Annotated in this window: 11 protein-coding genes; 4 read left to right on the forward strand and 7 right to left on the reverse strand. The window is 67.7% G+C overall.

Translation table 11 applies throughout. The features are described 5' to 3' along the window. Window positions 1–338: 338 nt before the first annotated feature. The 3 genes from acnA (at window position 339) to gshA (ending at window position 6137) form a co-directional block, all read left to right on the forward strand. Window positions 339–3152 carry an aconitate hydratase AcnA gene (gene acnA / locus PYV55_RS04385; protein WP_275849485.1) on the forward strand — a complete coding sequence of 938 codons (2814 nt, stop codon included), beginning with the start codon at window positions 339–341 and terminating at the stop codon, window positions 3150–3152. A 78-nt stretch (window positions 3153–3230) separates the two neighbouring features. Further along, a complete protein-coding gene (locus PYV55_RS04390) occupies window positions 3231–4469 on the forward strand; it encodes an FAD-dependent monooxygenase (protein WP_275849486.1) in 1239 nt (412 codons plus the stop codon). A 105-nt stretch (window positions 4470–4574) separates the two neighbouring features. Next, window positions 4575–6137 carry a glutamate--cysteine ligase gene (gshA, locus tag PYV55_RS04395; protein WP_275849487.1) on the forward strand — a complete coding sequence of 521 codons (1563 nt, stop codon included), beginning with the start codon at window positions 4575–4577 and terminating at the stop codon, window positions 6135–6137. Window positions 6138–6380: 243 nt separating this feature from the next. On the opposite strand, the gene PYV55_RS04400 is transcribed toward gshA, so the two are convergent. The 7 genes from PYV55_RS04400 to PYV55_RS04430 all read right to left on the reverse strand — a co-directional run bounded on the left by PYV55_RS04400 (window position 6381) and on the right by PYV55_RS04430 (window position 13091). Further along, window positions 6381–6608 (reverse strand): sulfurtransferase TusA family protein, encoded by a 228-nt coding sequence (locus PYV55_RS04400; protein ID WP_275849488.1) that lies wholly within the window; start codon window positions 6606–6608, stop codon window positions 6381–6383. Between the two features lie 50 nt (window positions 6609–6658). Further along, window positions 6659–7201 (reverse strand): NUDIX hydrolase, encoded by a 543-nt coding sequence (locus PYV55_RS04405; RefSeq protein ID WP_144728728.1) that lies wholly within the window; start codon window positions 7199–7201, stop codon window positions 6659–6661. 114 nt (window positions 7202–7315) lie between these two features. Continuing rightward, window positions 7316–8203 carry a UTP--glucose-1-phosphate uridylyltransferase GalU gene (galU, locus tag PYV55_RS04410; protein WP_144728730.1) on the reverse strand — a complete coding sequence of 296 codons (888 nt, stop codon included), beginning with the start codon at window positions 8201–8203 and terminating at the stop codon, window positions 7316–7318. A 56-nt stretch (window positions 8204–8259) separates the two neighbouring features. After that, window positions 8260–11154 (reverse strand): valine--tRNA ligase, encoded by a 2895-nt coding sequence (locus PYV55_RS04415; RefSeq protein WP_275849489.1) that lies wholly within the window; start codon window positions 11152–11154, stop codon window positions 8260–8262. Window positions 11155–11263: 109 nt separating this feature from the next. Continuing rightward, window positions 11264–12127: an alpha/beta fold hydrolase gene (locus tag PYV55_RS04420; RefSeq protein ID WP_407066764.1), complete on the reverse strand. Its 864-nt coding sequence runs from the start codon at window positions 12125–12127 to the stop codon at window positions 11264–11266. Further along, window positions 12127–12570 (reverse strand): type II 3-dehydroquinate dehydratase, encoded by a 444-nt coding sequence (gene aroQ, locus PYV55_RS04425; RefSeq protein WP_275849491.1) that lies wholly within the window; start codon window positions 12568–12570, stop codon window positions 12127–12129. Before aroQ ends, PYV55_RS04420 begins: the two co-directional genes overlap by 1 nt. 164 nt (window positions 12571–12734) lie before the next feature. Then, window positions 12735–13091: a hypothetical protein gene (locus tag PYV55_RS04430; RefSeq protein WP_144728738.1), complete on the reverse strand. Its 357-nt coding sequence runs from the start codon at window positions 13089–13091 to the stop codon at window positions 12735–12737. 211 nt (window positions 13092–13302) lie between these two features. On the opposite strand from PYV55_RS04430, the gene PYV55_RS04435 reads away from it, so the two are divergent. Then, window positions 13303–15141 carry a glutamine--tRNA ligase/YqeY domain fusion protein gene (locus PYV55_RS04435; protein WP_275849492.1) on the forward strand — a complete coding sequence of 613 codons (1839 nt, stop codon included), beginning with the start codon at window positions 13303–13305 and terminating at the stop codon, window positions 15139–15141. Window positions 15142–15144: the final 3 nt, after the last annotated feature.

A 15144-nucleotide genomic window follows, 5' to 3' on the forward strand; every position in this document is an offset into this window, starting at 1 on the left:
GAAACCCGTCATTGCGAGCCCCGCAGGGGCGCGGCAATCCAGCCCCGGCCTTGCAAGGGACGCAGGCGCTGCATCGAAGGCCGCATGGATTGCCGCGGGCCTGACGGCCCTCGCAATGACGGGGCATACATCGCGCATACCGGGCATTCCGCCCAATGAACAATTTGGGTTTAATGCGGCAGGACCCACCGGCGCGTGCGTGACAAAATCAGCCCGCCGGCGTTGCCGCGATACCCCATGCCCGAGTCGGGGTTGGTGTTTTGTGGGCTCTTGCGCTTGCGCGCAATGCCGGTTTGCCAAAATAGCGCGATTCATGGACTTCGGCGGGAGAATGGGTGATGGCTGCTTCTGATCGCACGTTCGTACATCCGTATTCGGCGGTGCTTGAGGAATTTCGCACCGCATCAGGCAAGCCCGGGCGCTTTTATTCGCTGCCCGCGCTGGCGCGCCAATTTCCGCGTATTGCGCGCCTGCCGGTGTCGCTGCGCATCGTGCTCGAGGCGGTGCTGCGCCATTGCGACGGGCGCAAGGTGCTGCCCGAGCATGTGCAGCAGCTCGCGAACTGGGCGCCGCAGGCCGAGCGCAAGGATGAGATTCCGTTCGTCGTCGCGCGCGTGGTGCTGCAGGACTTCACGGGCGTGCCGCTGCTCGCCGATCTGGCGGCGATGCGCAGCGCGGCTTCGCGGATGGGCCAGGCGCCACAAAAAATCGAGCCGCTCGTGCCCGTCGATCTGGTGGTGGACCACTCGGTCATGGTGGACCACTACGGCACACGCAATGCGCTCGACCTGAACATGAAGCTCGAATTCCAGCGCAACCGCGAGCGCTACCAGTTCATGAAATGGGGCATGCAGGCCTTCAAGACCTTTGGCGTGGTGCCGCCCGGCTTTGGCATCGTGCACCAGGTCAACCTCGAATACCTTGCGCGCGGCGTGCACCAGGGGGCGGACGGCGTGGTGTACCCCGACACGCTCGTGGGCACGGACAGCCACACGACCATGATCAACGGCATCGGCGTGGTCGGCTGGGGCGTGGGCGGCATCGAGGCCGAGGCCGCGATGCTCGGGCAGCCCGTGTATTTCCTCACGCCCGACGTGGTGGGGCTGGAGCTCACGGGCCAGCTGCGCGAGGGCGTCACGGCGACCGACCTGGTGCTCACCGTGACCGAGCTGCTGCGCCGCCACAAGGTGGTGGGCAAGTTCGTCGAATTCTTTGGCGAGGGCGCGCGCACTCTCTCGGTGCCCGACCGCGCCACGCTGGGCAACATGGCGCCCGAATACGGCGCGACCATGGGATTTTTTCCGGTCGATGAAAAGACCATCGAATATTTCCGCGGCACGGGCCGCAGCGCCGACGAGATCGAGGCCTTCGAAGCCTACTTCAAGGCGCAGGGGCTGTTCGGCGTGCCTCGCGCGGGCGAGGTCGAATACTCGCAGGTGCTGCGGCTCGACCTGGGCAGCATCGCGCCCAGCCTGGCCGGCCCCAAGCGCCCGCAGGACCGCGTCGAGCTCGGCCAGGTGGCGGCGCAGTTCACCGAGCTGTTCAGCAAACCCGCGGCCGAAAACGGCTTCAACCGCCCGCCCGAGCAGTTGCGCGAGCGCTACCCGGTGCACGTGGGCGCGCAGGCACTTCCGACGCAGCGCGATGCCGACGTGACGCTTGGCAATGGCGACGTGCTGATCGCCGCGATCACGAGCTGCACCAACACCTCCAACCCGAGCGTGATGCTCGCGGCGGGCCTGCTCGCCAAGAAGGCCGTGGAGGCCGGGCTCACGGTGCAGCCGCACATCAAGACCTCGCTCGCGCCGGGCTCGCGCGTGGTGACCGAATACCTCACGCAGACGGGCCTGCTGCCATTCCTGGAGCAGCTCGGCTTTGCGCTCGCGGGCTACGGCTGCACCACCTGCATAGGCAACGCGGGTGACCTCGCGCCCGAAATCAACGAGGCCATCACGGCCAATGACCTCGTGTGCGCGGCGGTGCTCTCGGGCAACCGCAACTTCGAGGCGCGCATCCATCCCAACCTCAAGGCCAATTACCTTGCCAGCCCGCCGCTGGTCGTGGCCTATGCGATCGCCGGATCGCTCCTGCGCGATTTGACGCGCGAGCCGCTCGGCCAGGGCAAGGACGGGCGCCCCGTCTATCTGCGCGACATCTGGCCGAGCAGCGAGGAAATCCACGCGCTGCTGCGCTTTGCGCTCCATGGCGAGGCGTTTCGCACCAATTACGCCAAGGTACAGTCCGACCCCGGCGCGCTGTGGCAAGCCATCCAGGGCGTGCAAGGCACGACCTACACCTGGCCGCCCAGCACCTACATCGCCGAGCCGCCGTTTTTTGCCCAGTTCACTCTCGATAAAGGAGCTGCCAGCGCAGGTGGGACGGGCGCTAAAGGCCAAAATGATGCAGATTCCATCGCCGTGCGCGGTGCGCGCATCATGGCCTTGTTCGGCGACTCGATCACCACCGACCACATCTCGCCCGCGGGCTCGATCCCCGTCCATTCGCCCGCAGGGCAATGGTTGCTTGCGCACGGCGTCCAAAAAGAGGACTTCAACAGCTACGGCGCGCGCCGCGGCAACCACGAGGTCATGGTGCGCGGCACTTTTGCGAACGTGCGCATCAAGAACCTCATGCTGCCGCCGCTGCCCGACGGCGCGCGCGAGGAGGGCGGCTTCACGCTCTACCAAAACCCCGGCGCGCAGCAGGGCGAAAAAATGTTCATCTTCGACGCCGCCATGCGCTACCAGGCCGAGCACACGCCCACGGTGGTGTTCGCGGGCGAGGAATATGGCACGGGCTCGAGCCGCGACTGGGCGGCCAAGGGCACGCAGCTCTTGGGCATCAAGGCCGTGGTGGCGCGCAGTTTCGAGCGCATCCACCGCTCCAACCTTGTCGGCATGGGCGTGCTGCCGCTGCAGTTTCAAGGGGCCGATTCGTGGCAGTCGCTGGGGCTCACGGGGCGCGAGGTCATCGACGTGCTGCCCGACCCTGCGCTCACGCCGCAAAGCGACGCCAGCCTGGTCATCCACCGCCCCGACGGCACGCGCGAGCAGGTGCGCGTGACGCTGCGCATAGACACGCCGATCGAGGTGGACTACTACCGCGCGGGTGGCATCCTGCCCTTCGTGTTGCGCCAGTTGCTGGCCGCCTGAGCAGCGGAGAGGCAACGCCGCAGACGCTGCCTTTGCGGGGCAGCGCACCTCAGAAAAAGACCGTGAACAGGTTTTAGCATGCAAAAACAATTGTTGATCGCGGGCGGCGGCATCGGCGGCCTGGCGGGCGCGCTCGCCGCGGCGCGTGCGGGCTGGCAGGTGCGCCTCTATGAGCGCGCCGCGGCCTTCAGCGAGGTCGGCGCGGGCGTGCAGCTCGGCCCGAACGTGGTGCGCATCCTGCACGACTGGGGGCTTGCGCAGGCGCTGCAGGCCGTGGCGGCGCTGCCGCAGCGCATCCAGGTGCGCTGCGCGCTCTCGGGGCGCGAACTCGCAGTGCTGCCGCTCGGCGCCACCATGCAGCAGCGCTACGGCGCGCCGTATGTGACCATCCACCGCGCCGATCTGCACGGCCTGTTGCTCGGCGCGGCGCGCGCGCATTCAGGCGTCGATTTGCACCTGGGCCAGAGCCTGGAGCGTTTCAGCGACGACGGCAGCGCCGTCACCGCCACCGTCACCGGGTGCGGCAGCGCCGGCAAGCCGATCGAAGGCGACGCGCTGCTCGGCGCCGACGGCCTGTGGAGCCGCACGCGCGCGCAGCTGCTCGGCGACGTGCCGCCGCGCGTCTCGGGCCACCTCGCGTACCGCGCGCTCGTGCCGCGCGAGGCGCTGGCGGACTTGCCGGGCCTTGCAGGGCGCGACTATGTCAACCAAGTCACGCTCTGGCTCGGCCCGCGCCTACACGCGGTGCACTACCCGGTGCGCCGCGGCGAGCTGCACAACCTCGTGGTGCTCGTCGAGGGGCCGGCGCCGCAAGACCTCGAATCCTGGGATCACGCGGCGAATGCCGCAGGCCTCGTCGCCGCGCTGCACGGCTGCTGCAGCGCGCTGCAGCATGTCGTGCACGGCGTGGCCGCGGCGGGTTGCGGCTGGCGCTTGTGGCCGCTGTGCGACCGTCCGCCGCTGCGCGGGCCGCAGGAGATGGCGCGCGGGCTGGTCGCGCTGCTGGGCGACGCGGCCCATCCCATGCGCCCCTATCTCGCGCAAGGCGCGGGCATGGCCATCGAGGACGCGGCCGAACTCGAGCGCGCACTGGCCATGGACGCGCTGGAAGTGCCCTTGCGCCTGCGCCGCTACGCGCTCAACCGCTGGCAGCGCGCAGCGCGCGTACAGGAGCGCGCGGTGCGCAACGGCCAGATCTTCCACGCGCGCGGGCCCGTGCGCTGGGCGCGCGACGGGGCGCTGCGTTGGCTGGGCGCGCAATTGCTCGACCAGCCCTGGCTGTACGGGGGTGGCGTGGGTGCGTTGCGCGGCGCGTGAGTTTTCGGGGTTTCGCGCCGCTGCGGGGCAGCGTTTCATCCCCCGTTCAGCACAGTCATGGGTGCCGTGGTAAGTTCCGGGCCGAATTTCAATGCGATCCCGACAATGAGCACCTTGCAAGAAAAAATCCAAGCCCTCGCGCCCCAGGTCATCGCCGGCATGCGCCGCGGCATCGAAAAAGAGGGCCTGCGCGTGCTGCCGGGTGGTGGCCTGGCGCTCACGCCGCATCCGCTTGCGCTGGGCGCGGCGCTCACGCACCCGCACATCACCACCGACTACAGCGAATCGCAACTTGAACTCGTCACGGGCGCGCGCGCGGGTGTCGGCGCGTGCGTGGACGAGCTCAGCGAAATCCACCAATACGTCGCGCGCACGCTGCATGCGCAGGGTGAGCTGCTGTGGAATGCGAGCATGCCCGGCACGCTGCCCACCGACGAGACCATTCCGCTCGCGCGCTTTGGCGCGTCCAACGTGGGCCGCGCCAAGAGCATTTACCGCATGGGCCTGGGGCACCGCTACGGGCGGCGCATGCAGACCATTTCGGGTGTGCACTACAACTGGTCGCTGCCGGGCGTGGACAGCGCGGGCTACTTTGCGCTGATCCGCAACTTCCGCCGCCATGCGTTCGTGCTGCTGTACCTGTTCGGTGCTTCGCCTGCCCTGTGCCCGTGCTTTGTGCGGGGGCGCCCGCACAGTTTGCAGCCGCTGGGGCCGGACGCGCTGTATCTTCCCTACGCGACCTCGCTGCGCATGGGGCGCCTCGGCTACCAGAGCGACGCGCAAGCCAGCCTTGCGGTGAGCTACAACAGCCTCGAGGGCTACGCCGCCTCGCTGCACGGAGCGCTCACGCGCCCCTATCCACCCTACGAGGCCGTGGGCGTGCGCAATCCGGGCGGCGACTACAACCAGCTTGCCACCAGCTTGCTGCAGATCGAAAACGAGTTCTACAGCACCATTCGCCCCAAGCGCACCACGCGCAGCGGCGAGCGCCCCTTGCACGCGCTGAACGAGCGCGGCGTCGAATACGTCGAGGTGCGCCTGATGGACATAGACCCGTTCGAGCCCGTGGGCATCAGCGCGGCCACCATGCGCGTGCTCGACGTGTTTTTGCTGCACTGCCTGCTCAGCGACAGCCCGCCCGACACGCCTGAAGAAATCGCCGAGCTGCAGCGCAACCAGCAGCTCACCGCCGAGCGTGGGCGCGAGCCCGGCCTGTGTCTGCAGCGCCAGGGCCAGAGCGTGCCGCTCGCTGCCTGGGCGCAGGAAGTGCTCGACGCCTGCGTGCCGCTGGCCGCCGCGCTCGATGCCGTGCAGGGCGGCAGCGATTACAGCGATGCCTTGCAGCAGGCGTTGGCACGTGTGCGGGCGCCCGAGCAGACGCCCTCGGCGCGCGTGCTCGCACGCATGGCCCAGGCGCACGGCAACAGCTACCCTGCTTTTGCGCTGCACCAGTCGATGGTCGCGCGCGACGCCTTGCTCGCGCTGCCGTGGTCGGACGCGCAACAGGCGCGCTACCTCGCCATGGCGCAGGCGACGCTCGCCGAGCAAAAGGCCATCGAAGCGGCGGACACGCTGCCCTTCGAGGCCTGGCGCCAGCTTTACGTCGCGGTGGATGCGCTCGACGCGCCAGGCCATGCCGGCGCGTCTGCCCTGGGGCCGGGACTTTGATCTAGTGTAGTGTTCGACGCTATATGCGACATAAAACCGCGTCTTTTCGGCCCGGGCCGCGTTGCAAATCCTCGCGATACCACCCGGTATCGCTGCGGTTTGCGCCTTGCCCAGACCAAAAATCCATCGGCTTTATTTGTCGCATCAAGCATCAAACACTACACTAGAAAATAAGCATAAAAATGGGCCACGGTGCTCGTCCATCAAGCGCTAGTAGCTCTTTTTTTGGGAGCGGCGCGCCGCTCAGCGCCGGCGCAGCACGTGGATGTATTCCTCGCCCACGGTTTGCTGCTCGACCAGTTCGTTGCCGGTTTGTTTGGCGAAGGCCTGGAAGTCGCGCAGCGAACCGCCGTCGGTGGCCACCACCTTGAGCAGCTGGCCGCTGGCCATGTCGGCCAGGGCTTTTTTGGCCTTGAGGATGGGCAGCGGGCAGTTGAGGCCGCGGGTGTCGATTTCTTTGTCGATGTGCATGGCGTGTTCCAGGTGGTGCGGTGCGGGGGCGCTCGGCCTCTCACACCTTTTCAGGCGGGGCGGCGCGTGGCGAAATCGACGAACTCTGGCTCGTGCCCGCGTGCGCGCAGCCAGTCGGCGAGTGCAAAGCCCGTGCCCGCGCGCCAGCAGCGCACCTCTTCAGGCGCTTCGAGGCGGTATTCGACGAGCTCGGGCGAGAGCTGCACCTCGCCCTGCGCGACGGCGTGGTAGGCGATGATGACCTGGTTCATGCGCTGGAAGTCGTAGGCGCCGATCAGCGAGAGCGCGCTCACGTCGAGGTTGGTTTCTTCCTTGACCTCGCGCACCAGCCCTTCCTGCGGCGACTCGCCCGCCTCCATGAAACCCGTGATGAGCCCAAAAGCCTGCTTGTTGGGCCAGGCCGCGTTGCGCGCGAGCAGCACGCGCCCTTCGAGCTCGATCACCGCGGCGAGCACGGGCGTGGGGTTGTTCCAATGCGTCCAGCCGCAGGCCGGGCAGCGCAGGCGTTCTTTGTGGATGCCGTCGTCTTCGGCGACGGCCAGCAGCATCAGCGGCGTGCCGCAGTGGGTGCAGTAGCGGGTTTCGTAGCGCATGGATGTTTCAACCTTCGAAGTCGCAATGAGAGCGGAAAGGAGCGGAAAGGGGGCGAAAAACGGCCCGGGGAGCAAAAGCGATTCTCGCGCATCCCGCGCCCGTCGTGCGGATTCTCAGAGTTCGAGGCCGCGCAGGTACTCGCGGAACGATGCGCCCACTTGCGGATGCTGCAAGGCCAGCTCCACGGTCGCTTCCAAAAAACCCTCTTTGCTCCCGCAATCGTAGCGCTTTCCGCTGTATTGGTAAGCGTAAACGGCCTCTTTTCCGAGGAGTCTGGCGATGCCGTCGGTGAGCTGGATCTCGCCGCCCACGCCGCGCGGCTGCTGGCGGATTTCCTCGAACACGCCGGGCGTGAGGATGTAGCGGCCCGCCACGCCCATGCGCGAGGGCGCGTCGGCGGCCTTGGGTTTTTCGACGATGCGCTCAATGCGGATCAGCGGGCCGCCGGCGCTCTCGCCCGCGACGATGCCGTAGCGGTGCACCTGGTCGGCGGGCACCTCCTGCACGGCGATGACCGAGCGGCCCTGCTGGCGGAACGCGCTCATCATCTGCGCGAGCACGGGCGCGCCACCCGGCGGGCCGACCATGAGGTCGTCGGCGAGCAGCACGGCGAAGGGTTCGCGGCCCACGAGCGGCTCGGCACACAGCACCGCATGGCCCAGGCCCAGCGAGCGCGGCTGGCGCACGAAGGCGCAGTCCATGTCGCTGGGCTGCACCGAGCGCACGAGCGCAAGCAGTTCGTCTTTGCCCGCAGCTTCGAGCTCCGCCTCGAGCTCGTAGGCGGTGTCGAAGTGGTCCTCGATCGCGCGCTTGCTGCGCCCGGTGACGAAGATCATGTGCCGTATGCCCGCGGCGTAGGCTTCTTCGACGGCGTACTGGATCAGCGGTTTGTCCACGATGGGCAGCATCTCCTTGGGCGATGCCTTGGTGGCGGGCAGAAAGCGTGTGCCCAGGCCGGCGACGGGAAACACGGCTTTTTGGACGCGGGAACTTTGGGGCATGGTGGGCCTTTCAGAGAGTGCTGCAGATTCGGGAGTTGACAGACGATCGGGCCCGCTCAGCCGAGCCGCGCGAGCTGGTCGCGCAGGCGCGCGAGCGTGGCGCCGAAGTCGGCCACGCGCTTTTGCTCCTGCGCGATCACCGCGGGCGGAGCCTTGGCGACGAAAGCGGCGTTGCCCAGCTTGCCCTGGGCCTTGGCGATCTCGGCTTCGAGCCGCGCCACCTCTTTACCTAGGCGGGCTTTTTCGGCGGCGACGTCGATCTCCATGTGCAGGCACAGGCGCGCTTCGCTGACCACGGCCACGGGGGCGGCCTGCGCAGCCTGCGCCCAGGCGGCCTCGTCGTCGAACACCTGTACCTCGCTGAGCTTGGCCAGCGCCTGCAACAGCGGCGCCACGCCGCGCACGAAGTCCGCCTGGCCCACGGCGTACAGCGGCAGGCGCTGCGCGGGCGAGACGTTCATCTCGCCACGCAGCGTGCGGCAGGCATCGACCAGCGCCTTGAGCTGCTCCATGTGCGCCTCGGCCGCGGTATCGATGCGCTCGGGCTGCGCCTGCGGGTATTCGGCGATGCCCACCGACGGGCCCGCGCGGCCCGCCACGGGCGCGACGGCCTGCCACAGCGCCTCGGTGATGAACGGAATCAAGGGGTGCGCCAGGCGCAACACGGTCTCGAGCGTGCGGATCAGCGTGCGCCGCGTGGCGCGCTGCTGCGCTACGTTGCCGCACTGGATCTGCACCTTGGCGATCTCGAGGTACCAGTCGCAGAACTCGTTCCAGACGAAGTCGTAGAGCGCGTGCGCGACATGGTCCAGGCGGTACTCGGCAAAGCCCTGCGCGACTTCGGCCTCGGTGCGCTGCAGGCGCGAGACGATCCAGCGGTCGGGCTGGCTGAAATCCAGATAGCCGCCTTTACAGCCCGCAGCGCTGTGCACATCGAGCCCGCAGTCCTGCCCCTCGCAGTGCATGAGCACGAAGCGGCTCGCGTTCCAGAGCTTGTTGCAGAAGTTGCGGTAGCCCTCGCAGCGCTTGCTGTCGAAGTTGATGCTGCGCCCCAGGCTCGCGAGCGCCGCAAAGGTAAAGCGCAGCGCATCGGCGCCGTAAGCCGGGATGCCCTGCGGGAATTCCTTGATCGTTGCCTCGCGCACCTTGGGCGCCGTCTCGGGGCGGCGCAGGCCCGTGGTGCGCTTGGCGATCAGCGGCTCGAGCGCGATGCCGTCGATCAAGTCCACCGGGTCGAGCACGTTGCCCTCGCTCTTGCTCATCTTCTTGCCGTGCGCGTCCAGCACCAGGCCGTGGATATACACATCGCGAAACGGCACGCGCCCCGTGAAGTGGGTGGTCATCATGATCATGCGCGCCACCCAGAAGAAGATGATGTCGTAGCCCGTGACGAGCACGCTGCTGGGCAGGTAGAGGTTGTAGTCGTCGGTGGGCGCGTCGGTCTGGTGCGGCCAGCCCATGGTGCTGAAGGGCACGAGCGCCGATGAATACCAGGTGTCGAGCACGTCGGGGTCACGCCGCAGCGCGCCGGTGTAACCAGCTTTTTGCGCTTTAGCGGCCGCCTCGTCTGCGTTACGCGCTACGAAAACCGTACCATCTTCGGCGTACCAGGCCGGAATCTGGTGCCCCCACCAGAGCTGGCGGCTGATGCACCAGTCCTGGATGTTGTGCATCCATTGGTTGTAGGTGTTGACCCATTGCTCGGGCACGAAGCGCACCGCGCCCGACGCCACCGCGTCGCGCGCCTTCTGCGCGATGCTCTTGCCCGTGGGGTCTTGCTCGCTCACTTTTTCGAGGGCCACGAACCACTGGTCGGTCAGCATGGGCTCGACCACCTCGCCGGTGCGCGTGCAGACCGGCACCATGAGCTTGTGTTTTTTGGTTTCGACCAGCGCGCCCGCGGCCTGCAGGTCTTCGACGATGCGCTTGCGCGCCACGAAGCGGTCCAGGCCGCGGTATTTTTCGGGCGCGTTGTCGTTGATCGTGGCCTGCAGCGTGAGCACGCACAAAAGCGGCAGGCCGTGGCGCTGGCCCACGGCGTAGTCGTTGGCGTCGTGCGCGGGCGTGACCTTGACCACGCCGGTGCCGAATTCCTTGTCCACGTAGCTGTCGGCGATCACCGGAATCTCGCGCCCCACGAGCGGCAGGATCACGCGCGTGCCGACAAGATGGCGGTAGCGCTCGTCCTCGGGGTGCACCATCACGGCCACGTCGCCGAGCATGGTTTCGGGCCGCGTCGTCGCCACCGTGAGGCTGCCGCTGCCGTCGGCGAGCGGGTACGCGATGTGCCAGAGGAAGCCGTCGCGCTCTTCATTTTCGACCTCGAGGTCAGAGACCGCCGATTGCAGCTTCGGGTCCCAGTTGACGAGCCGCTTGCCGCGGTAGATCAGGCCCTGTTCATGCAGGCGCACGAAGGTTTCGGTGACCACCTGCGACAGGCGTGCGTCCATGGTGAAGTATTCGCGGCTCCAGTCCACGCTGTCGCCCAGGCGGCGCATCTGCTGCGTGATGGTGCTGCCGCTGCGCTCCTTCCACTCCCACACTTTGGCGACGAAGTTGCGGCGCGCCTCCTCGGGCGTGGCGCCGAGGTCGTGGCGCGAGAGGCCCTGCTCCTGCAACTGGCGCTCGACCACGATCTGCGTGGCGATGCCCGCGTGGTCGGTGCCCGGCACCCACACCGTGTTGTAGCCACGCATGCGGTGGTAGCGCGTGAGGCTGTCCATGATGGTCTGGTTGAACGCATGCCCCATGTGTAGCGTGCCCGTGACGTTGGGCGGCGGCAGCTGGATGCAAAACGGCGGCGCGTCTTCCGTCGGGCGGCCCGTGCCGCGGTAACCCGCGGCGCCGTAGCCGCGGCGCTCCCACTCGGGGCCCCAGAAGGCCTCGAGCGGGGCGGGGTCGAAGGATTTGGACAGGTTGGCCAGGCCGGGCTGTTGGGGGGTGTCGCTCATCGGTCGCACGTGAAAACGGCACCCCATGCGGATGCCGTCGGGTTGATAGGCAGGAAAGACAAAGATTCTAGCGAGCCCTTTCCTGCGAGCGCTCCATCCGAGCAGACGCTCAGGCCAATGCCGCGAGCAGCGCGGCGTCGAACGCCTGCGCGCGCTCGAACTGCACCCAGTGGCCCGCGTCCGGGATCAGCGTCAGGCCGCGGAAGTCGGGCGCGGCCGCGGCGTAGGCGTCTTCGAGCTGGTGGATCCAGTCCTTGTAGAGCGCGTCGTACTGGCCGTAGATGGCGTACACGGGGCAGGGCACGCGCGGCAGCGAGCGCGCGAGGATGTCGGTGTGCGACAGCCGCCGGTGCGGCGCGCGGTCACGCAGCACGTTGGCCACGTGCAGCCGCAGCGCGAAGTCGTCGATGCACGCCTTGTCCCAGAGCATCAGCGCGCCGAGGTTGTAGCGGTGAATGTCAAGCTGCTCCTCAAGCGTGGACAGATGGCGCCAGGCCTTGAGCTCGAACTGGCGCTTGGGCACCACGCCCATCGCGGGCGCGCCCACGAGCACGAGGCGGCGCGCGAGCTGCGGGTGCGCGGCCAGCAGCAGGCCCGCGGTGAGCCCGCCGAACGAAAAGCCGACCAGATCGCAGGGCTGCCCGTCCAGCAATTGCGCGAGCCCCGCGCGCAGCGGCTCGACCGCGCCGTCGGCGTCGCCACCGAACGGCGAGCTCGCCGAGTCGCCAAAGCCGGGCAGATCGGGCGCCCAGACCTGGTGCCCCGCAGCCACGAGCACTTCGATGTTGCGCAGCCAGTGCGTCCAGCTACCGGCGCCGCCATGAAACAACACGAGCGGCGCCGCGCCGGGCCGCGCCTGGCCCCAGACATGCCAGACCAGCGCGCCCGTGCCGCAGGGCGTGGTGTGGCGCGTGGCCAGCGCTTCGAGGGCGCGTGCTTCTTCGGGAAGGGAGAAATCTTGTTCCATGACCATCACCAACTTGCGATGCCGTCAATAGCGAGGGCATAGCCTTGCACGCCAAAGCCGCACAGCTGCGCCTTGGCCGCGGCGGCGATGTAGGAATGGTGGCGAAACGGCTCGCGCGCATGCACGTTGCTGATGTGCAGCTCGACGAGCGGCACGCCCGTGCCCTTGATGGCGTCGAGCAGCGCGATGCTGGTGTGCGTGTAGGCGCCGGCGTTGAGCACCACGCCCGCGAGTGCGCCCGTGGCGTGCAGGCGCCCGGCCTCGTGCAGCCAGTCCACGAGCGCGCCTTCGTGGTTGCTTTGGTGAAAGCGCAGCGCAAAACCATGGCGTGCGCAGGCCGCGGCGCACAGCTGTTCTACGTCGGCCAGGGTCTGCGCGCCGTAGATGGCGGGCTCGCGCGTGCCCAGCAGGTTCAGGTTGGGGCCATTGAGGACGAAAACGGTTTTCACGGGGAATCGGCTCCGGACGATGCCACCGCTGGCAGCGGCGGCAAGGAAGATGGGAGCCGATTATGCGGTGCGCGGAAAAGCGTCCGGGCCGCTCAGGGCAGGGCTGCGGCGGCAGCCCAGAGAAACCATGGGCAACGAAGCATTGGCAACTGGCAGAGGCAAAGTCAGCGCCTATGGCCTTCCCACCCGTGCCCATGACGATGATGGTGACCGCCGTGGTGCCAGCCGCGCGGTGCCACGACCACAGGCGCGCCGTAATAGACGGGGCGCGGAGCGTAATAGACGGGCCGCGGGGCGTAAACCACGGGTGCTGGCGCATAGTAAACCGGTGCCGGCGCGATCACTGGGGCTACCACGGCCGGGTAGGCATTGCCCACGCCTACGGCCACGCCCGGCGATGCCACGCCGACCGACCAATACACCGAGTCACGTGCCTGCGCGGCGCCAGCGCCCAACAACAACGCTGCACCCAAGCCCAGGCTGGCGATGGCAAAGCGGGAAGAAAAACGAGCTTTTTTCATGGAAATCTCCTTCGAGACCGTTTTAGTCTTGCTGTCCGGGCCTTGCAAAGGCTGCCGGACTTGTGGATATAACGCAGCAATTGCGCCCCAGGATGTCACACGCCAGCGTGAAGCTTGTTTCTGCACGTAAACGCGATACGCCGTGGCGCAGGGTGCGGGAGGTGTAGCGGCGCCTCGGTGTCGCGCGTGGAGCGTGCCTACAATCGCCGCCATGAGTTCGTCGCATTCCCCCGCCAACGCCCCCGGTAGCGCTCAAGACGCCGCTGCACCGCGCCCGCCGTCGCCCCCGCCCAGCAATTTTCTGCGCCAGATCATCGAGCATGACCTCGCCGAGGGCAAATTCGCCCAGGCACGCTGGGGCGGCAGCCCGGGCGACGCGGCGCACCATGCCACAGGGCCGCTCGACCCGGCGCGCATCCGCACGCGCTTTCCGCCCGAGCCCAACGGCTATTTGCACATCGGCCACGCCAAGAGCATCTGCCTGAATTTCGGCCTGGCGCGCGACTACGGCGGCGTGTGCCATCTGCGCTTCGACGACACCAATCCCGAAAAAGAAGACCAGGAGTACGTGGACGGCATCATCGACGCGGTGCGCTGGCTCGGCTTCGACTGGCACGCCTTCGGCACCGAGCACCTCTACTACGCGAGCAGCTATTTCGACTTCATGTACCGCGCGGCCGAGTACCTGATCGAGCAGGGCTTGGCCTACGTCGATGAGCAAACGCCCGAAGAGATGCGCGCGCGCCGCGGCGACTTTGCCACGCCGGGGGTGGACAGCCCCTACCGCACGCGCAGCGTGGCCGAGAACCTCGCGCGCTTTCGCCAGATGAAGGAGGGCGAGCTGCCCGACGGCGCCGCGGTGCTGCGTGCCAGGATCGACATGGCCTCGCCCAACATCAACCTGCGCGATCCGGCGCTCTACCGCATCAAGCATGCCGCGCACCACGCCACCGGCATGCGCTGGTGCATCTACCCGATGTACACCTTTGCGCACCCGATCGAGGACGCGCTCGAGCGCATCACGCACAGCATCTGCACGCTCGAATTCGAAGACCAGCGCCCGTTCTACGACTGGCTGCTCGACCACCTCGCCGCGGGCGGGTTGATTGCCACGCCGCAGCCGCGCCAGTACGAGTTCGCACGCTTGAATCTGACCTATGTGGTCACGAGCAAGCGCAAGCTCAAGCACCTGGTCGATACCGGCATCGTGCAAGGCTGGGACGATCCGCGCATGCCCACCATCGTCGGCCTGCGCCGCCGCGGCTACACGCCCGAGGCGATCCAGCTTTTTTGCGAGCGCATCGGCGTCACCAAAGATTACAGTTGGATCGAATACAGCGCCCTCGAAGGCGCGCTGCGCGACGACCTCGAGCACAAGGCGCCGCGCGCGATGGCCGTGCTCGAGCCGCTCAAGCTCGTGCTCACGAACTGGGACGATCTGTTCGGCGCGGGCCACCTCGAACCCTGCGAGCTGCCGGCCCTGCCGCATGCGCCGCAAGACCAGCCCGCGCCGCCGCCGCGCCGCTTCACGCTGGGCAAAGAGGTCTGGATAGAGCGCGACGACTTCACCGAATTGCCGCCCAAGGGCTATAAGCGCCTGTTCCCGAGCAACCGCGTGCGCCTCAAAGGCGGCTTCGTGATCGAATGCACAGGCTGCGTGAAGGACGCGAACGGCCAGGTCACCGAGGTGCACGCCAGCGTGCTGCCGGACACCAAGAGCGGCACGCCCGGCGCGGACAGCGTCAAGGTCAAGGCGGCCATCACCTGGGTGGGCGTGGCCGACGGCATCAGCGCCGAAGTGCGCCTTTACGACCGCCTGTTTACCGACGCGCAGCCCGACGCGGGCGGCAAGGACTTTTTGCAGCTGCTCAACCCGCAGAGCCTGCGCGTGGTGCAGGCCATCGTCGAGCCCTCGCTCGCCACGGCACGCCCTGACGACAAGTTCCAGTTCGAGCGCCACGGCTACTTCGTCGCCGACCGCGTCGAGCACACGCCGCAGCACCCCGTGTTCAACCTGGCCGTGGGGCTCAAGGACAGCTGGGGCAAGTGAGCC

Origin of the sequence: Extensimonas soli, from assembly GCF_029211265.1 — a bacterium.
In the GTDB taxonomy this organism is placed as follows: domain Bacteria; phylum Pseudomonadota; class Gammaproteobacteria; order Burkholderiales; family Burkholderiaceae_C; genus Extensimonas; species Extensimonas soli.

Coding starts and splice junctions, on each gene's coding strand:
- PYV55_RS04435 (WP_275849492.1), top strand. CDS start 13,303: ATGAGTTCGTCGCATTCCCCCGCCAACGCCCCCGGTAGCGCTCAAGAC.
- PYV55_RS04390 (WP_275849486.1), top strand. CDS start 3,231: ATGCAAAAACAATTGTTGATCGCGGGCGGCGGCATCGGCGGCCTGGCG.
- PYV55_RS04420 (WP_407066764.1), bottom strand. CDS start 12,127: ATGGTCATGGAACAAGATTTCTCCCTTCCCGAAGAAGCACGCGCCCTC.
- galU (WP_144728730.1), bottom strand. CDS start 8,203: ATGCCCCAAAGTTCCCGCGTCCAAAAAGCCGTGTTTCCCGTCGCCGGC.
- acnA (WP_275849485.1), top strand. CDS start 339: ATGGCTGCTTCTGATCGCACGTTCGTACATCCGTATTCGGCGGTGCTT.
- PYV55_RS04405 (WP_144728728.1), bottom strand. CDS start 7,201: ATGCGCTACGAAACCCGCTACTGCACCCACTGCGGCACGCCGCTGATG.
- PYV55_RS04415 (WP_275849489.1), bottom strand. CDS start 11,154: ATGAGCGACACCCCCCAACAGCCCGGCCTGGCCAACCTGTCCAAATCC.
- PYV55_RS04430 (WP_144728738.1), bottom strand. CDS start 13,091: ATGAAAAAAGCTCGTTTTTCTTCCCGCTTTGCCATCGCCAGCCTGGGC.
- PYV55_RS04400 (WP_275849488.1), bottom strand. CDS start 6,608: ATGCACATCGACAAAGAAATCGACACCCGCGGCCTCAACTGCCCGCTG.
- gshA (WP_275849487.1), top strand. CDS start 4,575: ATGAGCACCTTGCAAGAAAAAATCCAAGCCCTCGCGCCCCAGGTCATC.